Annotated in this window: 19 protein-coding genes; 6 read left to right on the forward strand and 13 right to left on the reverse strand. The window is 71.7% G+C overall.

Annotated elements, in window-relative coordinates:
* Nucleotides 1–124 precede the first annotated feature (124 nt).
* On the forward strand, nt 125–1,366 hold the full coding sequence (locus tag R0232_RS37645) for an acyl-CoA dehydrogenase family protein (protein WP_431514293.1): 1,242 nt from the start codon (nt 125–127) through the stop codon (nt 1,364–1,366).
* A gap of 6 nt (nt 1,367–1,372) precedes the next feature.
* On the opposite strand, the gene R0232_RS37650 is transcribed toward R0232_RS37645, so the two are convergent.
* On the reverse strand, nt 1,373–2,326 hold the full coding sequence (locus R0232_RS37650) for a LysR family transcriptional regulator (RefSeq protein ID WP_431514294.1): 954 nt from the start codon (nt 2,324–2,326) through the stop codon (nt 1,373–1,375).
* 103 nt (nt 2,327–2,429) lie between these two features.
* On the opposite strand from R0232_RS37650, the gene R0232_RS37655 reads away from it, so the two are divergent.
* From R0232_RS37655 to R0232_RS37670, 4 genes are read left to right on the forward strand one after another with little or no spacing between them, the layout of a single operon-like run.
* Entirely contained in the window at nt 2,430–3,563 is a 1,134-nt protein-coding gene (locus tag R0232_RS37655; protein ID WP_431514295.1) for an aryl-sulfate sulfotransferase, read from the forward strand.
* A 14-nt stretch (nt 3,564–3,577) separates the two neighbouring features.
* Complete coding sequence (locus R0232_RS37660) at nt 3,578–4,549, forward strand: ABC transporter substrate-binding protein (protein ID WP_431514296.1); 972 nt, start codon at nt 3,578–3,580, stop codon at nt 4,547–4,549.
* Nucleotides 4,546–5,313, forward strand: a complete 768-nt coding sequence (locus R0232_RS37665; protein ID WP_431514297.1) for an ABC transporter ATP-binding protein — start codon at nt 4,546–4,548, stop codon at nt 5,311–5,313. The genes R0232_RS37660 and R0232_RS37665 overlap by 4 nt, the downstream gene beginning before the upstream one ends.
* Nucleotides 5,314–5,326: 13 nt before the next feature.
* Complete coding sequence (locus tag R0232_RS37670; RefSeq protein ID WP_431514298.1) at nt 5,327–6,133, forward strand: ABC transporter permease; 807 nt, start codon at nt 5,327–5,329, stop codon at nt 6,131–6,133.
* 6 nt (nt 6,134–6,139) lie between these two features.
* On the opposite strand, the gene R0232_RS37675 is transcribed toward R0232_RS37670, so the two are convergent.
* The 8 genes from R0232_RS37675 to R0232_RS37710 all read right to left on the reverse strand — a co-directional run bounded on the left by R0232_RS37675 (nt 6,140) and on the right by R0232_RS37710 (nt 14,496).
* On the reverse strand, nt 6,140–7,819 hold the full coding sequence (locus R0232_RS37675; protein WP_431514299.1) for an amidohydrolase: 1,680 nt from the start codon (nt 7,817–7,819) through the stop codon (nt 6,140–6,142).
* Nucleotides 7,806–8,699: an ABC transporter permease gene (locus R0232_RS37680; protein ID WP_431514300.1), complete on the reverse strand. Its 894-nt coding sequence runs from the start codon at nt 8,697–8,699 to the stop codon at nt 7,806–7,808. The genes R0232_RS37675 and R0232_RS37680 overlap by 14 nt, the downstream gene beginning before the upstream one ends.
* The gene (locus R0232_RS37685; RefSeq protein ID WP_431514301.1) at nt 8,696–9,484 is read right to left on the reverse strand and encodes an ABC transporter ATP-binding protein; all 789 of its coding nucleotides are present in this window, start codon (nt 9,482–9,484) and stop codon (nt 8,696–8,698) included. Before R0232_RS37685 ends, R0232_RS37680 begins: the two co-directional genes overlap by 4 nt.
* A 4-nt stretch (nt 9,485–9,488) precedes the next feature.
* Nucleotides 9,489–10,508, reverse strand: a complete 1,020-nt coding sequence (locus R0232_RS37690) for an ABC transporter substrate-binding protein (protein ID WP_431514302.1) — start codon at nt 10,506–10,508, stop codon at nt 9,489–9,491.
* Nucleotides 10,509–10,547: 39 nt separating this feature from the next.
* The gene (locus R0232_RS37695) at nt 10,548–11,771 is read right to left on the reverse strand and encodes an acyl-CoA dehydrogenase family protein (protein ID WP_431514303.1); all 1,224 of its coding nucleotides are present in this window, start codon (nt 11,769–11,771) and stop codon (nt 10,548–10,550) included.
* Between the two features lie 160 nt (nt 11,772–11,931).
* Nucleotides 11,932–12,588: a methionine ABC transporter permease gene (locus R0232_RS37700; RefSeq protein ID WP_296727092.1), complete on the reverse strand. Its 657-nt coding sequence runs from the start codon at nt 12,586–12,588 to the stop codon at nt 11,932–11,934.
* Entirely contained in the window at nt 12,569–13,681 is a 1,113-nt protein-coding gene (locus R0232_RS37705; protein WP_431514648.1) for a methionine ABC transporter ATP-binding protein, read from the reverse strand. The genes R0232_RS37700 and R0232_RS37705 overlap by 20 nt, the downstream gene beginning before the upstream one ends.
* Nucleotides 13,678–14,496 carry a MetQ/NlpA family ABC transporter substrate-binding protein gene (locus R0232_RS37710; protein ID WP_431514304.1) on the reverse strand — a complete coding sequence of 273 codons (819 nt, stop codon included), beginning with the start codon at nt 14,494–14,496 and terminating at the stop codon, nt 13,678–13,680. Before R0232_RS37710 ends, R0232_RS37705 begins: the two co-directional genes overlap by 4 nt.
* 231 nt (nt 14,497–14,727) lie before the next feature.
* Here R0232_RS37710 and R0232_RS37715 point away from each other — a divergent pair, with 231 nt between their 5' ends.
* Complete coding sequence (locus tag R0232_RS37715; protein ID WP_261211131.1) at nt 14,728–15,753, forward strand: ABC transporter substrate-binding protein; 1,026 nt, start codon at nt 14,728–14,730, stop codon at nt 15,751–15,753.
* Nucleotides 15,754–15,762: 9 nt separating this feature from the next.
* Here the strand turns inward: R0232_RS37715 and R0232_RS37720 are convergent, their stop codons facing one another.
* From R0232_RS37720 to R0232_RS37735, 4 genes are read right to left on the reverse strand one after another with little or no spacing between them, the layout of a single operon-like run.
* Nucleotides 15,763–17,451 (reverse strand): dipeptide ABC transporter ATP-binding protein, encoded by a 1,689-nt coding sequence (locus R0232_RS37720; RefSeq protein WP_431514305.1) that lies wholly within the window; start codon nt 17,449–17,451, stop codon nt 15,763–15,765.
* Nucleotides 17,448–18,323, reverse strand: coding sequence for an ABC transporter permease (locus R0232_RS37725; protein ID WP_431514306.1), 876 nt, complete (start codon nt 18,321–18,323; stop codon nt 17,448–17,450). Before R0232_RS37725 ends, R0232_RS37720 begins: the two co-directional genes overlap by 4 nt.
* Nucleotides 18,320–19,237 (reverse strand): ABC transporter permease, encoded by a 918-nt coding sequence (locus R0232_RS37730; RefSeq protein WP_093352605.1) that lies wholly within the window; start codon nt 19,235–19,237, stop codon nt 18,320–18,322. Before R0232_RS37730 ends, R0232_RS37725 begins: the two co-directional genes overlap by 4 nt.
* Nucleotides 19,238–19,244: 7 nt before the next feature.
* The gene (locus R0232_RS37735) at nt 19,245–20,849 is read right to left on the reverse strand and encodes an ABC transporter substrate-binding protein (protein WP_431514307.1); all 1,605 of its coding nucleotides are present in this window, start codon (nt 20,847–20,849) and stop codon (nt 19,245–19,247) included.
* Nucleotides 20,850–20,893 lie beyond the last annotated feature (44 nt).

Here is a 20,893-nt window from a genome sequence, read left to right on the forward strand (position 1 = left end):
GCGCGGCGGCCATGGGAAGGGCCGCATATGGATGTGCGCAATCGTTCGTTCCGCGTGGCCGCTGCGCGACCCAGAATCGCGCCGGCCTTCCCCCTCCTCCTCCCCCTCTTCTCTCTTCCCCCGCATGACGCTCCCCACCTCCGCCATCGACCATCCCTGGGGCGCACCGCCCAGCGCGCGCTACGACGAACTCGCGCGGCCGTTCCGCGCCGTGTTCGCGCGCATCCGCGAGGGCGCGGTGGCGCGCGATCTCGCGCACCAACTGCCGCACGAGGAGATCGGCTGGCTGCGCGAAGCCGGCTTCGCGCGGCTGCGCCTGCCGGTCGAACGCGGCGGCGCCGACGCCAGCCTGGTCGAGTTGTTCGCGCTGCTGACCGAGCTCGGCGCGGCCGACACCAACGTGGTCAACGCCCTGCGCGCGCACTTCGGCTTCACCGAGGACGTGCTGCTCGCGCCCGAGTCGCCGTGGCGCGCGCACTGGCTCGAGCGGCTCGCCGCGGGCGAGCTCGTGGGCTCGGGCTTCTCGGAGACCGGCGACGCCAAGGTCGGCGCCTTCTCGACCCGGCTGCGCGCCACGCCGCGCGGGCTGCGGCTCGACGGGCGCAAGTTCTACACCACCGGTTCGCTGTTCGCCGACTGGATCAACGCCGTGGCCGACGACGACGAAGGCCAGCCCACGATGATCTCGGTGCCGCGCCAGGCCGCGGGCGTGCAGGTGCTCGACGACTGGGACGGCTTCGGCCAGGCGCTCACCGCGAGCGGCACCGCCACCTTCGAGGACGTGGCCATCGATCCGCTGTGGGTCAACCCGAGCAAGCAGCGCTTCCCCTACGCCTCGCCCTACTTCCAGACCGTGCACCTGGCCTCGCTGGCCGGCATCGCGCGCGCCTCGAGCGACGACCTCGCGCAGCGCGTGCGCGAGCGCGACCGCAGCTACAGCCACGGCAATGCCGCGCGCGTGTCCGACGATCCGCAGATCCTGCAGGTGGTGGGCCGCGGCCGCAGCGCGGCCTATGGCGCGAGCGCCATCGTGCTGCAGGCGGCCGGCGCGCTGCAGCGCGCGCACGATGCGCACCTCGACGGCGCGCTGCCCGACGAGGCGCGCGCCGCTGCCGCGGCCGCCTCGCACGTGGAGGTGGACCAGGCGGTCTCGGTCGTCACGCGGCTGGTGCTCGACGCGAGCACCGAGCTGTTCGACGCGCTCGGCGCCTCTGCCACGCTGCGCACACACGGGCTGGACCGCTACTGGCGCAACGCGCGCACCATCTCCTCGCACAACCCGCGCGTCTACCGCGAGCGCCAGGTCGGCGCCTTCGCGGTCAACGGCACGCCGCCGCCGACCTTCTACCGCGTCGGAAAGAGCTGAACGCCGCTACTGCGCGAACGCGTCGAGCGCCAGCGCGCCGGCCGGCCGATCGAAGCGCTGCTCGATCTGCTGGATCGCCTGCGCGAGGAACTGCAGGAACATGCCCATCGCCACCGCGGTGGTCTGGCCCGCGCGCTGGTAGAGGCAGCTGAACGAGCGCGCGCCCGCGTCGGCGAGGCCGGTCCACACCAGGCGGCCGGCCGCCACGTCCTCCACCACGTTCTCGGCGATCAGGAAGCCGATGCCGGTGCCGCCGGCCACCAGGCGCCGCACCATCGCGACCGAGCTGGTCTCCACCAGGGGGCGGGTCTGGCGGTGCGCGCGCAGGTCGATCTGATCGACCATGGCGCGCAGCTCGGTATCGGGCGTCATCAGGATCAGCGGATGCTCGAGGCAGTCGCGCAGCCGCGGCAGCTTGCCCAGCGCCGTGAGCGGATGGCCGGGCGGCGTGACCAGCCCGAGCTGCTGCGCGAAGGCGCCGATCTCCTCCACGCCCGGCGGCGGCTTGCGGCGCAGGCAGTAGCCGATGTCGGCCTCGCCGGTGGCGACCCAGCGCAGGATGTTCTCGCCGCTGCCCGAGCGCACGCCGTAGGTCAGGCCGGGGTAGCTCTTCATCGCGGCCTCGATCACCTCGGGCACCAGTTGCTCGGCCGAGGAGTGCGAGACCGCGAGGTTGATGTGGCCGCGGCGCAGCGAGCGCAGGTCCTCGACCTGGCTCAGCGCGCTGTCGAAGTCGCGCTGGCCGCGGCGCACCGCGGCAATCATGATCTCGCCCGCCGTCGTGAGCTGCATGCCGCGCGGCAACCGGTCGAACAGCGGCGCGCCGACCTGCTCCTCGAGGTTGAGGATCTGCTGGTGCACGGCCGCGGCCGTGAGGTGAAGCGACTCGGCCGCCTTGCGGATCGAGCCGCGGCGGGCGACCTCGTCGAAGCAGCGGAAGGACTGTGAGATGGCGCGCATCGGGGCAATGTACGTTTTTTCCTGACGCACCGTTCGAAACAATCAGATTTTCCTGACGGCCAGTGCGACCTAGATTCGGGTCCATCGCACTGAGGAACCCGTCTTGAACACTCGCACCCGTCCCGCCTCCACCGTCGACCAGGTCACGCAGCGCCGCCGCGGCGTCGGTCTGATCGCCCACGATCCCGTGCTCAGCGCGGGCGGCTACACGCTGATCGCGCCGCAGACCGCGCGGGGCCACGTCTACCTGGTCGGCATCGACGGCGAGGTGGCCCACCAATGGAAGCTGCCGGTGCGCGCGGGCCGGCATGCCGTGATCCTCGACAACGGCAACCTCGGCTACAACGGCAACCACGCCGACTCGCCCGACCGCTACCCCGCCTGGTCGATGTGGCACGGCGGCGACTTCCGCGAGCTCACGCCCGAGGGCGAGTTGGTCTGGCACTACGAGGACCCGTCGCACCACCACGACGCCATGTGGCTGCCCAACGGCAACCTGCTGTACGCGGCCTGCGCGCCCGTGCCCGCCGACTTCGCGCGCCGCGTGCCCGGCGGCACCGCGCACGGCACGGACGACACCATGTACGGCGACGTGATCCGCGAAGTGAACCGCGCCGGCGAGATCGTCTGGGAATGGAAGTGCTGGGAGCACCTCGCGCCCGAGGACTTCCCGATCCACCCGGGCTTCGGCCGCTACCACTGGCCGCTGGTCAATGGCCTCGACGTCGACGCCGACGGCCTGGTGCTCATGAGCCTGCGCACCACCTCGGGCGTGATCGGCGTCGACAGGGCCAGCGGCCGGGTGCGGCTGCACATTCCGCCGAGCGTGGTCTCGCACCAGCATGCGCCGGTGGCGCTGCCGAACGGCCGCATCCTGGTGTTCGACAACGGCAACTTCCGCCATGGCGCGCACGTGGCCTTCTCGCGCGTGCTCGAGATCGATCCTGCGACCCACGAGGTCGCGTGGTCCTATGCCGACGAGATGGTCAACGCCTTCTACACCGCCTTCATGGGCAATGCGCAGCGGCTGCCCGACGGCAACACCCACGTCACCGAGTCGGCCACCGGCCGGCTGTTCGAGGTCACGCCCGAGGGCGAGGTGGTCTGGGAGTACGTGATCCCGTGGTTCGACGAGTACCCCGACGAGGCCGCGCGCAAGACCGGGCCGGGCCGGCTCAACAGCGTGTTCAAGACCTACCGCTACACGCGCGAGCAACTGCCGTGGCTGCGGGCCTGATGACCGATCGCGCCATGAAAACCTCCACCCTCCTCGCCCGCGCGCTGTGCGCCGCCGCCGCGCTGCTCCCCTTCGCCCACGCGGCCAGCGCCGCACCCGAAGTGCAGAACGTGCGCATCCTCTCCAACTGGTTCGCGCAGCCCGACCAGGCCGGCTACTGGCAGGCGCAGCAGGACGGCCTCGGCAAGGAGGCCGGCATCCGCATCAGCGTGCTGCAGGGCGGCCCGAAGATCCAGACCGTGCCGCAGGTGGCCTCGGGCCAGGCCGAGTTCGGCATCGGCAATGCCGACGACGTGCTGCTCGCGCGGCTGCGCGGCGCGCCGGTGCGCGCCGTGTTCGCGCACCTCGACCACGTGCCCTACACGCTGGTCTACCACGCCGACCCGGCCGTCAAGGGCATCGCCGACCTGCAGGGCCGCACCTTCGCGGTCAACATCGGCAATGCCTACTGGGAGTGGACCAAGAAGCGCTACAAGCTCGCCAATACGCGCGAGATCCCGGTCTCGGGCGACCTGAGCCTGTTCCGCGACGATCCGAAGATGGTGCAGCAGGGCTACTCGCTGTTCCTGCCCGCGCGCATGGCCGCGAGCGGCCTCGCGGTGCAGCAGATCACGCTGGCCTCGCTCGGCTACCGGCCCTACAGCGTGCTGTTCACCACCGACGAGCTGATCCGCACCAGGCCCGCGCTGGTGAAGGCCGCGATCGCCGCGGTGCAGCAGGGCTGGCGCAACTACGTGCGCGACCCGTCGGGCCTCAAGCCGCTCTTGACCGGCATGAACAAGCAGATCTCGCCCGAGATCTACGACGCCGCCAACAAGCTGATGATCGAGACGCTGGTCTCGCACGACCTCAACCGCGTCGGCTGCATGGACGACGCGCGCTGGAAGGAGCTGGCCGGCCAGTTGCGCAGCGTGGCCTTCCTGCCCGCGGGCTTCGACGAGCGCCAGGCCTACGACCGCGGCCTCGTGCCCGGTTGCCAGCCATGAGCATCGGCGCCTCGATCGCGCTCGAGGGTGTCTCCAAGCGCTTCGACAGCGGCCTGCAGGCGCTCGATCCCATCGACCTCGAACTGCGCGCCGGCGAGTTCGTCTCGCTGGTCGGCCCCTCGGGCTGCGGCAAGTCGACGCTGCTGCGCATCCTGGCCGGCCTGGTCGCGCCCAGCACCGGCCGCTGCCGCCTGGCACCGGGCGCCGAGGCGGCCAGGGCCTTCGTGTTCCAGGAGCCGGCGCTGCTGCCCTGGCGCACCGCCGAGCGCAATGCGCAGCTGTTGATGGAGCTCGAAGGCCTCGCGCCCGACGAGCTGCAGCGCCGCGCCGCCGAGGCGCTCGCGCTGGTCGGCCTCGCGGGCATGGAGAAGCTCTATCCGCACCAGCTCTCGGGCGGCATGCGCATGCGGCTGTCGCTGGCGCGCGCGCTCGCGCTGCGCCCCGGCCTGCTGCTGCTCGACGAGCCGCTGGCCGCCGTCGACGAGCTGTCGCGCGAGCTGCTGCAGGAGGAGCTGTCGGCGCTGTGGCGCCAGGCCGGCTTCACCGGCGTGCTGGTGACGCACAGCGTGCACGAGGCCGTGTTCCTCTCGAAGCGCGTGGTCGTGATGTCGCCGCGGCCGGGCCGCGTGGTCGAGGTCGTCGAGGTGCCGTTCGCCTTTCCGCGCACGCCGCAGTTGCGCGCGAGCGCGGAGTTCGCGCGGCTGGCCGGCGAGGTGACGGCCGCGCTGCGGCGCGAGACCGTGCCGCGCGCGGCATTCGCATGAGGAAGGACGCGTCATGAACCCAACCTCCTCTTCGATCGCCGCGCGCTGGACGCGCGACGCCTGGCCCGTCGTGCTGGTCGCCGTGCTCGTCATCGGCCTGTGGTTCGCGCTGACCGCCACCGTCTACCGCGGCAAGGGCTACCTGCTGCCCTCGCCGCTCGAGGTGGGCGCGGCCGCCATCGAGAACGCCGGCCTGCTGCTGATGGCCGCCTTCAGCACGCTGAAGGAAGCGAGCCTGGGCTTCCTGATCGCCATCGTCGGCGGCATCGCGCTGGCGGCGCTGCTGAGCCAGTCGCGGCTGCTCGAGCGCAGCCTCTATCCCTACGTGGTGCTGCTGCAGACCGTGCCGGTGGTGGCGATCGCGCCGCTGATCGTGCTCTGGTTCGGCTACAACGAGGGCTCGGTGGTCGTGATCAGCCTGATCATGTCGCTGTTCCCGATCGTCAACAACACGCTGCTGGGGCTGCGCTCCACCTCGCGCAACCTGGTCGAGCTGTTCGCGCTGCACAACCGCAGCCGCTGGACCGCCTTTCGCAAGCTGCAGCTGCCCGCGGCGCTGCCGCACATCATCGCGGGCCTGCGCGTGTCGGCGGGGCTGTCGGTGATCGGCGCCATCGTCGGCGAGTTCATCATCGGCTCGGGCAATGCCGAGGGCGGACTCGGCGTGCAGATCGTGTTCGCGCAGGGGCGCATGTACACGGCGCTGCTGTTCGCCGAGGTGATCGCGGCCACGCTGCTGGGCTTTCTGTTCTTCGCGCTCGTGAGCGCGGTGGGGCGCGCGCTGCTGCGCCACTGGCACGAGTCGGCGATGCCGGGCTGAGACCCTTCAGTCCAGCCAGCCGCCGCTGTCGTGCACCGCGCGACCGCCGACCAGCGTCAGCTCGGCATGCACCTGCCCCAGCGCCTCCAGCGGCACCGTGAGCGGATCGGCATCGAGCACCGCGAGGTCGGCATAACGCCCCGGCGCCAGCGTGCCCTTGCGGTCCTCCTCGAAGCTCAGGAAGGCGCCATTGCGCGTCACGGTCTCGAGCGCCTGCAGCCGGCTCAGCGCCTGGCCCGGGCCGATGGCGCGGCCGGTGGTGCGCTCCTCGCGCGCCACCGAGGCCCACACCGCGGTGAACAGGCTCACGGGAATGTTGTCGCTGCCCGCGGCCAGCGGCAGCCCGGCCTCGAGCAGCGCACGCTGCGGCAGGAACTCCTCCTGCCGTTCGGGCGCGGCCAGCCGCGGCGCGCCGTTCTTCCACAGCATGTAGAACGGGATGCTCGTGACCATCAGGCCCAGCCGCTTCACGCGTTCGATGTCGGAGGCCGTGACGTAGCCCACGTGCTCCACCACCCAGCGCCGGCCCGCGAGCGGGAAGCGTGCGTCGATGGCCTCGAACACCTCGAGCACCTCGGACAGCCGGTCGACCACCACGCTGTGCACGCGCAGGTCGTGCTCGGCCGCGAGCCAGGCGTAGTCGCGGAAGTCCTCGATGCGGTTGGCCCATTCGACGAAGCCCATCCAGCCGGTGTTGGGCAGCGCGCGCCGCACGGCATGGGCCGCGGCGCGGTCGCCGCCCAGGCCGACGTAGATGCCGCCGATGGCGAGCATCGGGTCGCCGCTGCCGCGCCCGCGCGCATGCGCGAGCCAGTCGCGCATCGCGAGCCGCGCCTCGGCCACGTTCGACCAGGTCGGGCTCACGCACAGGCGGGTGCGCATGCTGAGCCCGCCCTCCTCCCACAGCCGGCGATAGACCGCGATGGTCTCGGGCGAGGAGCCGTGGCCCTCGTAGATGCTGGTGGTGCCGCAGGCGTGGTAGAGCGGCAGCGAGCGCCGCAGCCCCTCGAGCCGGTCGTCGAAGCCGAAGGCCGGCACCTGCGTGAGCACCGAGAACTCGACCAGCGGCCGCTTGTTGGTCTCGACGATCACGCCGTTGGGCCGGCCGTCGTCGCCCAGTTCGATCTGCAGCCCGCCGCAGTCGGGGCAGGTGTGCTCGTCGATGCGGTGCAGCGCCAGCGCGCGGCTGTTGAGCGCGCTGTGGCCCGGCGGCACGCCCCAGTTGCCGAACAAACCCGGGATGTAGACCGGATGATCGGGCGCCACCGCGTCGAGCTCGTGCCGGTTCGGCATGCGCCGTTCGGCCAGGTTGGACGGGCCGCCGAAATAGAACGGCGGCCGGCCCACCGGCATGGTCACGATCCAGCGGCCCGGCGGCGTGCGCGCGGCCTCGGCCGCGACCACCGCCAGCACGTCGGCGATGCAGGTGGCATGCGCGAGGCTGGGCCGCAAGGTCTTCAGGCCCTCGCGCTCCATGTGCGCATGGGCGTCGACGAGGCCGGGCAGCACGGTGCGGCCGCCGAGGTCGATGACGCGCGTGCCGGCCGCGCGCGTGCGCGCCACCTCGGCCTCGCTGCCGACCGCGAGCACGCGGCCGCCGGCCAGCGCCACCGCCCGCGCGGGCGCCGCGCCGGGTTCCATCGTCAGCACCTGGCCATTGGCCAGGATCAGCTCAGCGGCGGCCATCGGCGCCATACCAGGGGAACAGGCGGTGCAGCAGCCAGGCGAACAGCTGGTCGGCCAAAAAGCCGATGGCGCCGAGGAACAGCAGGCCCACGAACATGATGTCGACGCGGAACACCAGGTGCGCGAACGAGATCAGGTAGCCCAGGCCCTGCTCGGCCCCGACCAGCTCGGCCGCCACCAGCACCACGAAGGACACGGCCGTGGCCTGGCGCAGCCCCGCGAACACGAAGGGCAGCGCGGCCGGCAGCGCCACCTGCGTCATGGCCGCGAAGGGACTGGCGCCGAGCGCGGCGGCCGAGCGCAGGTAGACGGCGGGAATGTCGCGCACGCCGATGAAGGTGTTGACCCAGACCGGGAAGAAGGCGCCCCAGGCGATGAGCATCACCTTCGAGAGGTCGCCGAGCCCGAACCAGACGATGGCCAGCGGCACGATCGCGATCGCCGGGATGGCGCGCAGGCCGTGCAGCACCGGGTCGGTGAACTGGCGCAGGGTGGTGCTGCGCCCGGTCAGCACGCCGGCCACCACGCCGAGCGAGGCGCCGAGCAGGAAGCCCCAGAGCGCGCGCAGCAGGCTCGCGCCCACGTGCGGCCAGATGTCGCCCTTGCGCCAGGCCATGTCGAGCAGCACGCCGGCCACCTGCGAGGGCGGCGGGAACATCTTGGTGTTGATGCCGGGCACGACGCGCGGCGCGATCTCCCAGGCCAGCAGGAAGGCCACGATGCCGGCCGCGCCCAGCAGCAGTTGGCGCCGGCGCGCGCGCCGCTGCCGCGCGAGCTGGTCGCGCCGGAAGTCGCGCTCGAGCGCTTCGCGCCGCGACAGCGATGCCTCGGCCGGCGCCGCCTCGGCGCGCTCGCGCAGGTCGTCGAGCGCCGCGCTCACGAGGCCACCTCTTCCGACTGCGCGAAGGCCGCCGCGATGCGCGCATAGGCCGCGCCGAAGGCCGGGTCGGCGCGCTCGCGCGGATACGGCAGGTCGACCTCGACGATCTCGCGGATGCGCCCCGGGTGCGGGCTCATCACCACCACGCGCTGCGCGAGGAACACCGCCTCCTCGATGTTGTGGGTGATGAAGAACACCGACAGCCCGAGCTCGCGCCACAGCCGCAGCAGCTCGCGCTGCAGGCTCGCGCGCGTGAGCGCGTCGATGGCCGCGAAGGGCTCGTCCATCAGCAGCACCTTCGGCCGCGTGGCGAGCGCGCGCGCCACCGCCACGCGCTGGCGCATGCCGCCCGAGAGCTCGAAGGGATAGCGCCGCGCCGCATGCGACAGGCCCATGAGCGCGAGCAGCTCCTCGGCGCGCTCGCGGCGCTCGGCGGCGCCCAGGCCCAGCATCTTGAGACCGAACTCCACGTTGCGCCGCGCATTGAGCCAGGGGAACAGCGCGTACTCCTGGAACACCACGCCGCGGTCGGCACCGGGCCCGGTCACGGGCTGGCCGCCGGCCGTCACGCTGCCGGTGGTGGGTTCGACGAAACCCGCGATGGCGTTGAGCAGCGTGGTCTTGCCGCAGCCGCTCGGGCCGATGGCGCAGACGAACTCGCCCTCGCCGATGTCGAGGTTGACGTCGGTCATGGCCCAGTTCAGCTCGCCGTTCGACGAGGCGTAGAGCTTGGACGCATCGCGCACGCTGACGATCGCGCGCGGGGCCGTGTCGTTCGCGCCCATGGCCTCAGCCCAGGCGCACGCGGTCGGGCGCCGCGGCCTTCAGCGCATCGGCGTAGATCAGCTTGCGGTAGAGCGCGCGCAGGTCTTCCTTCGGCGGCGTCGCGAGGCCGGCCTCGATGGCCCACTGCGCGTTGAGCACCAGGTCGTCGAGCAGCCGCTCGTCGAGCCGCACGCCGACCGAGACGGTCTCGAGCCCGGCCTTCGTCGTCTCGACCGTGGCCTTGGTGCGCTCGGCCACGAGCGCGATCGCCTCGGCGGTCTGGGCGCGGTAGAAGGCCTCGGCATCGAGCAGGCTGCGCACCGCGGCCTCCACCAGCTTGGGCCGCGACTGCACCAGCGATTCGCTCGCGGTCAGCACGTAGTGGCTCAGGAACACCTTCTCCAGCCCCGTGTCGTCGAGCACCTTGACCTTGCCGCCGCTGTCGGCGATGGCCTTCTGGCCCGCGTCCCAGCCCCAGGCGAAGGCATCGATGTCGCCCTTGGCGATGGCGGTCACGGCATCGGGGCCGCGCAGGTTGACCAGCGTCACGTCCTTGAGCGCGAGGCCGTGCAGCGAGAGGAAGCGGCTCAGGAAGTAATGGCCGCTGGTGCCGACCGTGGTCGCCACGCGCTTGCCCTTGAGCTGCGCGCCGGTCGCGATGCCGCGGTCGCTGCGCGCCGCCACCACCATGCCGCTCGACAGCCGGCTGAACTCGGCCACGATCACCGCGCGCACGCCGTTCGCGCCGGCCAGGCCGATCACGCTGTCGGTGGCGGTCGCGAACTGGGCCTTGCCCGCCACGGCCGCGTCGAAGGCCAGCCGGCCCGAGGTGAACTGCAGGGTGGTGGCCTCGATGCCGTGGTTCTTCCAGAGGTTGCGGCTGGACACCAGGTAGGGAATGGCCCAGCTGAAGCCCTGGCTCTCGGCGACCACGATCTTCTCGAGCGACTGCGCGCGCAGCGGCAGGGACAGGCCGGCGGTACCGGCGAGGGCGGCGAGACCGAGGCCGAAGCGGCGGCGGTCGATGGGATGCGAGGAGCTCATGGGATCGAAGGGAGAGAGAGGAAAACGGAACGCGAGGGCTCAGCCGTAGCCGTAGGGATTCGGCACGTCGCCCGCGAGCAGCCAGGCGCCGATGCCCTGGTGCCGGTAGTCGAGCGGGTCGTGCAGCGTGTGCACGCGCACGTTGCGCCAGTAGCGGTCGAGGTTGTGCTTCGAGGCGGTGCCGCGCGCGCCCACCAGCTCGAAGATCTGCGAGGTGACGTGCAGCGCCGTGCGCGCGGCCTGCGTGCGCGCCGCGGCCACGTCGATCGCGAGCGCCCCGCGGCTGTCGGCCGTGAGCGCGAAGCCCTGCTCCCAGGCCTGCTGGAAGCGCTCGTTGGCCTGGTTCGACAGCGCCGTGGCGGCCTGCAGCGCGGACCACATCTCGCCCGCGCGCAGCTGCAGCAGCCGGTCGTCCTCGGCGCGCTCCACGCCGGCCATGGGCCAGGGCTGGGTGTGGGCGCGCAGGTGCTCGATGGCGGCGCGCAATGCGCCGAAGGCATTGCCGAGGTAGATCTCGGTCAGCACGATCTGGCCGATCAGGTTGCGCAGCGTGGCGCGCGGGCTCGAGGCCACGCCGGGCGGGCCGAGGATCTCGTCGTGCGCGATGCGCACGCGCCGGAACTCGACGTTGCCGCTGTCGGTCTGGCGCTGGCCCATGTTGTCCCAGTCGCCGAGCACCGTGATGCCCGCGCGCGAGGTCGGCACCACGGCGAACAGCCGGTCGGTGGGCTCGGGGCCGAGCACCACCGAGACGTTGAGCACGTCGGAGTCCGGGGCGCCCGAGCAGAAGCCCTTCACGCCGTCGATCTCGATGCCGTCGTCGGTGCGCGCCGCCTGCAGCCGGGTGTCGCGCGCATTCACCGCATTGCCCCAGAACCAGCGCTTCTCCACCGCCTCGCCGAGGAAGCGCGCCTGCTGCGCCTCGGAGCCGAACAGCAGCACGCTCGCCACCTGCAGGTGCTGGAAACCGAACAGGTGCGCGAGCGAGCTGTCGGCCTGGGCGAGCCGGCGCAGGATGCGGAAGATCAGCGGCCAGGCCGCCTGCTGGCCGCCATGGGCCGCGGGGATCGCGAGCGTGAGCAGGCCGCTGCGGCGCAGCAGCGCGCGTTCGGCCAGCGCCGTGCCGCCCGCGCGGTCGCGCTCGGCGGCGCTGGCGGCCAGGGTGTTCGCGAGCGCGAGCACCGGCTCGGTGAAGACGCCGAAGTCCTCGGCGAAGGGATCGGCCGCCGATGGCGTGCCCTGGGGAGCGGAAGAAGAGGACACGGGATGGCGGCCTGCGGTGGAGAAGAGGAAGCGGAAAGCGGGGGCGGGCCGGAACGCGGGATCGGAGAACGGCGACGCCTGCCGCGGCGGCTGCACGCATGATGCCGAGCCGGCCCCCGTTCGCTTAGAACATTCCGGAGCATGGATATGCGCCGCGCGTTCAGCGCCGGTGGTCGACGCGCCGCGCCAGCCACTCGCCGACGAACTGGATCGCCGACACCAGCGCGATCAGGATCACGATCACCTCGAACATCACGCGCGTCTCGTAGCGCTCGTAGCCGTAGCGGATCGCCAGGTCGCCGAGGCCACCCGCGCCCACCGCGCCCGCCATGGCCGAGGCATTGACCATCGCGATCACGCTGACCGTCATGCCGCCGATGATCCCGGGCAGCGCCTCGGGCAGCAGCACGTGGCGCACGATGTGCCAGCGCCGGCAGCCCATGGCGCGCGCGGCCTCGACCAGGCCGGCGTCGACGTCGTTGAGGCTGACCTGCGCGATGCGCGCATAGAACGGGATCAGGTTGGCCGCCAGCGGCACCACCGCGGCCCAGGTGCCGAGCGTGGTGCCGACCAGGAAGCGCGTGACCGGCAGCAGCGCGATCAGCAGGATGATGAACGGGATCGCGCGGCAGACGTTCACCGCGATCGACAGCGCCCTGTGGAAGCGCGGCCGCGGATAGAGGTTGCGCGGCGCCGTCACCGTGAGCACCACCGCCAGCACCAGCCCCAGCGCGATCGCGATGAAGGCCGAGATGCCCACCATCAGCAGCGTCTGGAAGAAGGCCTGGACGTACTTGTCAATCTGCGGCGTGGACATAGCCCAGGACCTCGATGCGGTCGGCCGCGAGCGCCTGGCGCGCGGCTTCGATGTCGAAAGAAGGGTCCGCGCCCACCGGCACGGCCACCAGCAGCCGGCCCTGCGCATGGCCGCGGATGCGGTCGAGCCCGCCGTGCAGCCAGGTCGCGCCGGGGCCCAGCGCGGCCAGCGCCTCGAAGGGCAGGCCCCGCGGCCGCGCGGCGCCGTCGAAGCCCAGGCTCAGCACTCGCAGGGCTGGCCGGCCAGGGATGCCTTCGAGGCCTTCGACGTCGGGCACCAGCGCCGCAGCAAGGTCGGGCGGCAGGTCGTGCAGCAACGGCTGCAGCAGCGCGCGCGTGGCCTCGGCCTGCGGCTTGCCGAACACGCGCCACACCTCGCCGAGCTCGACGAGGCGGCCACGGTCGAGCACCAGCACGCGGTCGCAGACCTCGCGGATCACCGCCATGTCGTGCGTGATCAACACCACCGTGAGGCCGAAGCGCCGGTTGATGTCGCGCAGCAGCGCGAGGATCGATTGCGTGGTCTCGGGATCGAGCGCCGAGGTCGCCTCGTCGCACAGCAGGATCTGCGGCCGGTGCACCAGCGCGCGCGCGATGCCCACGCGCTGCTTCTGCCCGCCCGAGAGCTGCGCCGGCCAGGCCTCGGCCTTGTCGGCCAGGCCGACGAGCTCGAGCAGCTCGTCCACGCGCTCGCGGATGCGCCGCGGTTCCACGCCCGCCACCTTGAGCGGCAGCGCGACGTTGTCGCGCACGGTCTTGGCCGACAGCAGGTTGAAGTGCTGGAAGATCATGCCGATGCGCCGGCGCAGCGCGACCAGGCCGTCCTCGTCGAGGCCGCCCACGTCCACGCCGTCGACGCGCACCGTGCCGCCGCTCGCGGCCTCGAGCGCATTGATGGTGCGCAGCAGCGTGGACTTGCCCGCGCCGCTGCGCCCGATGATGCCGAAGACCTCGCCGCGCTCGACGGCGAACGAGACCGCCTCGAGCGCCGCCACCGTGCCTGCCGCGCCCGAGTAACTCTTGGAGACCTGCTCGAAGACGATGTGGGCCGGCGCCGGTGCCGGCGCCGATGCCGGCGTTGCCGCGGCGCTCAGAACACGGGCAGTACCGAACCCTGGTACCGCGTCTGGATGAACTGGCGCACTTCCTCCGACTGGTAGGCCTGGACCAGCGGCTTGACCCAGGCCGCATTCTTGTCCTTCTCGCGCACCACGATGATGTTGACGTAGGGGTTGTTCTCCTTCTTCTCGACCGCAAGGCCGTCGCGCGTGGCGATCAGGCCGGCCTGGTAGGCGAAGGTGTTGACGATGGCCGAGGCGTCCACGTCCTCGAGCGAGCGCGCGAGCACCACCGAGGCGGCCTCCACCAGCTGCACCTTCTTCCTGTAGTCGGTGATGTCGGCCAGCGTGGCGGTGCCCTTGAAGGGATCGAAGCCCTCGCGCAAGGTGAGCACGCCCTGGTCGCGCAGCACGACCAGCGCGCGCGTCTGGTTGCTCGGGTCGTCGGGGATGCCGAGCTTGGCGCCGTCGGGCAGGTCCTTGAAGGCCTTGTGCTTCTTCGAATAGAAGGCGATCGGCGAGATGTAGGTGTTGCCCACGCTGACCAGCTTGTAGCCGCGCTGCTTGACCTGGTCGTTGAGGAAGGGGATGTGCTGGAACGAATTGGCCTCGAGGTCGCCGTTGTTGAGCGCCTCGTTGGGGCTGGCCGAGCCGGTGATGACCACCGGCTTGACCTCGAGGCCGTTGCGCTTGGCGACCTTGGTGACCACCTCCCAGATCTCCTCGTCGACGCCGCCGCGCACGCCCACGCGCAGGGTCGGCGATTGGGCGAGGGCCGCGGTCTGCGCCCAGAGCGCGGTCGAGGCGAGGACGAGTGCGCCGAGGGCGCGAAGAACACTGCGTGTGTGCATGACTTTCTCTTTTCGGTTGCCGGTTTTTTGCTGCGGCCGATCTTCGAAGGCCGCGCCATGGCGGGAAAGGAAAGTTTTCGCACAAGCAATCTCGCTGCGCGACGAAGGCGCGGATCGATCCGCGCTGCGCGTCTGCGACGTGCTTGCACATGCGCATTCCGAAGTTGCCGTGGCGCAGGGCCGCCGATACGGTCGACGGCTTCGCATGCCACCCTGCCTGGAGTTCCTTCGATGACCGCTTCGCTGCCTTCCCTCCCGCTTCCGCCGAGCCGCCGCACGCTGGTGCGCGGTGCCGCCGCCGCGCTCGGCGCCGCCGGCCTCGGCCTGCTGGGCCGCCGTGCCTGGGGCGCCGACAACGACAAGCCGATCACGCTGTCGTGGACCGGCACCGGCCTGTGCCTTAGCCCGATCGTGGTCGCCAATGAACTCGGCTACTTCACGAAGAACAACGTGAAGGTGGAGATCATCAACTTCGCGGGCGCGGTCGACCAGGTGCTCGAATCGATCGCCACCGGCAAGGCCGACATCTCGCTGGGCCTGATCCATGCCTGGCTCAAGCCGCTGGAAGCGGGCTTCGACGTGAAGGTGGTCGGCACCGCGCATGCGGGCTGCATCCGCGTGCTCGCACCCAAAACCTCGGGCATCGCGAGCATCGAGGCCGTGAAGGGCAAGACCATCGGTGTCTCGAGTCCCGCGGGCTATGGCCGCCAGTTCTTCTCGACCGCGCTGGCGCGGCGCGGCGTGAACCCCGACCAGGACGTGCAGTGGCGCGTGTTCCCGGCCGACCAGCTCGACATCGCGCAGAAGAAGGGCGAGATCGACGTCATCGCCGACTCGGACCCGAACCTCTACCTGATCGAGAAGCGCAACCCCGGCGCCTACCTCGAGATCGCCAACATCCTCAAGGGCGACTTCAAGGACCGGCTGTGCTGCATCGTCGCGGCGCGCGGCGAACTGGTGAAGCGCAATCCGCAGCAGGTGGCGGCCGTGGTGCGATCGCTGCACCAGGCCGCGGACTTCATCGCCGAGAACCCCAACGAGGCCGGGCGCGCGGTGAGCAAGCTGTTCCCGAAGGTGGCGCAGCAGGACCTCGGCAGCATCCTCTCGACCATCGGCTACACGCACCATGCCAGGCGCTTCGACCTCGCGAAGGAGATCGAGAGCTATGCGGTCGACCTCAAGCAGGTGGGGGTGCTCAAGAAGAGCACCGATCCGGCGCGGTTCGCGAAATTCCTGACGGTGGACGTGCTGGCCTGAGCGCCTGCTTCAGGCCGCCAGCGGCTCGGGCACCGCGGCCAGCAGCGAGCGCGTGTAGTCGTGCGTGGGCCGCGACAGCACCTCCTCCACCGGCCCCTGCTCGACCAGCCGGCCGCGGTTGAGCACCAGCACGCGGTCGGCCACATGGCGCACGAGGTTGATGTCGTGCGAGATGAACAGCAGCGCCGTGCCCAGCCGCGACTGCAGCTCGGCGATCAGGTCGATGACCTGGGCCTGCACCGAGACGTCGAGCGCCGACACCGGCTCGTCGCAGACGATCAGCGCGGGCTGCGCCGCGAGCGCGCGCGCGATCGCCACGCGCTGGCGCTGGCCGCCCGAGAGCGAGCGCGGAAAGCGCTCGGCCAGTTCGGGCGCCAGACCCACCTGCTGCAGCAGCGCCGCGATGCGCGCGCCCACCTCGGCGCGCGGCAGGCCCTGCAGGTTCTCGGCGATCACCTGCGACACGCGGTAGCGCGGATCGAAGCTGCTCAGCGGATCCTGCGGGATGTACTGCAGCCGCGGCCGCAGCGGCCGGCGCACAGCCTCGGAAATGCCCGACCACGGCTGGCCCAGCAGCCGCACCGTGCCCGCGTCGGGCTCGAGCAGGCCGAGCACGATCTTGGCGCAGGTGGACTTGCCCGAGCCCGATTCGCCGACCAGGCCGAGCACCTCGCCGGCCGCGATCGAGAACGACAGGTCCTCGAGCGCCACGAAGTCCTCGCGCGGGCCCAGCCCGCGCCGCACCGCGAAGCGCTTGCCGATGCCCTGGACCTCGAGCACCGGCGCCTGCGCGGCCGGCACGGGCGTGCGCGGCGGCAGCGGCTCGCGCACGATGCGCAGCCGTGCCCCGGGGCCCTCGCCCGCCGCCTCGAAGCGTGCCGACGACAGCCGGCTGCCGCGCGAGGAGGTCGAGGGCACGGCCGCGATCAGCTGCCGGGTGTAGCCATGGCGCGGGCTCGACAGCACGTCGCGCACCGGGCCTTGCTCGAGCACGCGGCCATGGCGCATCACCAGCACGCGGTCGGCGATGCCCGCCACCGCCGACAGGTCATGGCTGATCAGCAGCAGGCCGGAGCCTTCGTCGCGCACGCGCCGGGCCAGCACCTCGATCACCTGCTTCTGCAGCGCCGCGTCGAGCGCGGTGGTGGGCTCGTCGGCCACGATCAGCGGCGGCAGGCCCGCGATGGCGGCCGCGATCAGCGCGCGCTGGCGCAACCCGCCCGAGAGCTGGTGCGCGTACTGGCCGATGCGGCGTTCGGGATCGGGCATGCCCACGCGCGCGAGCGTTTCCAGCACGCGCCGGCGCACCGCCGTGCGGCCGCGCAGCAGGCCGTGATGCTCGAGCACCTCGCCGACCTCGCGGCCGATGGGGCGCAGCGGATCGAGCGACACCAGCGCGTCCTGCATCACCAGCCCTGCGAAGGTGCCGCGCAGGCGGCGCCAGTCGGTGGCATCGAAGCGGTTCGCATCGCGCCCGTCGATCAGGAACCTGCGCGCATGCACGCGCGCGCCCGGCCCCGCGAGCGCGAGCAGGCTGCGCGCGGTCACGCTCTTGCCCGAGCCCGACTCGCCGACCAGCGCCACGCATTCGCCGCGCGCGATGCGCAGGTCGAGCGCCTCGACCACGGTGCGCTCGCCCGCGGGCGTGTCGAAGCGGACCGTGAGGCCCTCGACGTCGACCAGCGGAACATCGCTCACGCCAGCCTCCCCTCGAAGTGCCGCTGCAGATGGTGGCCGAGCACGGTGAACGAGATCACCGTGAGCGTGATGGCCGCGCCCGGGAACACGCCGGGCCACCAGGCCACGCGCAGCACGTCGCGGCTCTCGGCCAGCATCACGCCCCACTCGGGCGTCGGCGGCTGCGGGCCGAGGCCGAGGAAGCTCAGCCCCGAGGCAGCCAGCACGGTCGATCCCACGTAGACGGTGGCGGTCACGGGCACCGCCACCAGCACGTTGGGCAGCAGATGGCCGAAGAACACCTGGGCGCGGCTGCGGCCGTAGATGTAGGCATGGGTCACGTAGTCGGCCTGGCGCACGATGCGCGTCTGCGCGCGCACCACGCGCGCGAACTTCGGAATGCCCGCGATGCCGACCGCGAGCGCGATGTTGGCCAGCCCCGGGCCGAGGAACACCACCACCAGCATCGCCAGCAGCACGCCCGGAAAGGACGAGATCACGTCGAACAGCCGAGACAGCCCCTCGTCGAGCAGCCATTGCTTCTGCCCCGCCACCAGGCCCAGCAGCACGCCGGCCAGCACCGAGATCGCCGTGCCGCCGATGCCGATGAACAGCGAGTAGCGCGCGCCATGCACGGTGCGCGAGAGCACGTCGCGGCCGAGCCGGTCGGTGCCGAAGGGATGCTCGGCGCCCGGCGGCTGCAACACCGCGAGGAAGTCGCCCTCGAGCGGATCGAGCGGCGCCAGCCAGCGCGGCGCGACGGTGGCGATCACCAGCAGCGCGACGAACAGCGCCGACAGCAGCACCGCGAGCGGCGGCAGGCGCCGGCGCGGCGCGCTCGACGCGGGTGCGCTGCCCGCGGGCAGCGCGACGGTATCGGATGCGGAAGTCATGATGCCTTGAGCCTCGGATCGATCAGTGCATAGAGCAGGTCCAGCAAGGTGGACGCCGCGACGTGGATGAAGGCCGCCAGCAGCACCACCGCGAGCACCACGGGCGCGTCCTGGCTCAGCACCGCGTTGAGCGTGACCGTACCCAGGCCGGGACGGCCGAACACCTTCTCGGTGATGACGGCGCCGCCGAGCAGGCCGCCGATGATCCAGCCGCCGAGCGTGACCACCGGCAGCGCCGCATGGCGCAGCACGTGCCGCAGGCGCAGCCGCAGCTCGCCCAGGCCGCGCGCGCGCACCGTGACCACGAAGGGCTGCTCGAGCGCGCGCTCCATCGCCTCGCGCAGCACCTGCGCCAGCAGGCCCGCGGTCGGCAGCGCCAGCGCGGTCGCCGGCAGCACCAGCGCGCGCCAGTCGGCCGCGCCCGAGACCGGGAACCAGCGCAGCGTGAACGAGAAGGCCATCAGCAGCAGGATGCCGAGCCAGAACACCGGCGTGGAGGCGAACACCAGCTCCAGCGTGGAGGCCGCCGCGCGCGCGAAGCGCCCGCGGCCCGAGGTCAGCGTGGCCACCACCACCGCGAACAGCAGCGCCAGCACGCCGGCCGCGAGCGCGAGCTCGACCGTGGGCCACAGCTGCGCCATCACCACGCGCGCCACCGGCTGGCGCAGCTCGTACGAGGTGCCGAAGTCGCCGCTGGCGATGCGCGCCAGGAAGCCCAGGTACTGCTCCCACAGCGGACGGTCCAGCCCCCACTCGGCCGCGATGGCCTCGCGCAGGCCCGGGTAGTCGAGGTCGCCGGCCAGGATGTCCTCGACCCGGCCCGGCAGCGCATGCAGGGCCAGGAAGGCCGCGGTGGCGCTGCCCCACGCCACCAGCAGGCCGGCGCCCAGCCGCGAGATCACCAGTCGCCACATGACGGGCTCAGCGCTCCGACAGCCACACGTCGTGGAAGTTCGACGGCGAGTCGAGCTGCGTCTCGAACGACAGGCCGCGCACCCGGCTCTTGGCCGCGAGCTGGTAGTTGGCCGAGAACAGCGGCACGATGATGCCCTGGTCCACCGCGTGGCGCTGCGCGGCGTCGACCAGCTTCTTCTTCTCCTCGAGATTCGTGGAAGCCAGCGCGTCGTTGATGTAGCCGAACAGCGTCCTGTCGCCCTTGTCGGCCACCGCGCGGATGAAGCCGCTCTCGCCGATGTTGCCCTGCAGCTCCTGCGCCGCGTCGGCCGGCAGGTAGGTGTTGGGATAGATGCTCCACGAGCCCTTCTGCAGCTGCTGCGCCCACTCGCCGCCGGTGACGAAGCGCAGCCGCAGGTCGAAGCCCAGGTTCTTGCGCAGCTGCGCCTGCAGGCCCTGGATCAGCACGTCGCGGTTGTCGCGCACGAAGGGCTGCGGATAGCCGACCTCGATGGTCAGGCGCTGGCCGTCCTTGGTGCGGAAGCCCTCGGCGTCGCGGCCGGTCCAGCCCGCTTCGTCGAGCAGCTTGTTGGCCGCGGCCGGGTTGTTGCCCCAGCTGCCCTCGAGCGCCTTGTTGTAGAAGAAGCTGTCGGGGCCGATGTTCGACCAGGCGCGGCGGTAGGTGCCGCGGTAGACGCTCTTGACCAGCGCGTCGATGTCGGCGCCGTCGCGCAGCGCGCGGCGCACGCGCACGTCGGTGGCCGGCGGGATCGTGTAGTTGACGTTGAGCGTGAACGAGGTCTGCGCGCCCGCGGGTCCGACCAGGAACTGGAAGCCCGGCTGGTCCTTGAACAGGCCCACGTCGGTGGGCTGCACGCCCTCGATCACGTCGACCTGGCCCGAACTCAGCGCGCCCGCGCGCACCGCGTACTCGGGCAGGAAGCGCACCGTCACGCGGTCCAGCCAGGCCGGTCCCTGGTGCGCCGCATAGCCGGGCGCCCACTGGTAGCGCGGATTGCGCGCGAAGCCGGCCGACTGGCCGCGCACGTAGTTCTGGAACACGAAGGGGCCGCTGCCCGCGATGGCCGGACCGCCGCCGCAGAGGTCGTCGCCCGACTGCAGCGACTTCGGCGAGATCAGGCCCAGCCGCACGCTGGCGATCGATTCGAGCAGGCCCGAGTCGGGCCGGGCCAGCTGCAGCCGCACCTCGCTGGCCGACACCACCTGCACGCGCTCCACCGCCTTGAGCAGTTCGCCGGCGGCATTGGTGTTCTTCGTGTCGCGCACGAAGTCGAAGTTGAACTTCACGGCCGCCGCGTCGAGCGGCGTGCCGTCGTGGAACTGCAGGCCCGGCTTGAGCTTGAAGGCGTAGGTCTTGCCGTCGGACGAGACGCTCCATTCCTGCGCCAGCCAGGGCAGGAACTTGCCGCCCTTGCCCTTGGCGACCAGCGAGTCGATGTAGTTGCGGATCAGGATGTAGGAGTTCTGCTGCGTCGAGCGGTGCGGGTTGAAGCAGATCGGATCGGTGGTGACGCCGAAGACCACCTCGCCGCCCTGGCGCGGCGTGTCGGCGGCCAGCGCGAGGTTCATGCCGCAGGCCGCGAGCAGGCCGGCCTGGAGGATGCGCGGCAACGCGCACCGCGGGGAAGCAAGGACAAGGGAGATCTTCATGACGA

The organism is Variovorax sp. DAIF25 (assembly GCF_050711835.1).
Lineage (GTDB): Bacteria > Pseudomonadota > Gammaproteobacteria > Burkholderiales > Burkholderiaceae_C > Variovorax.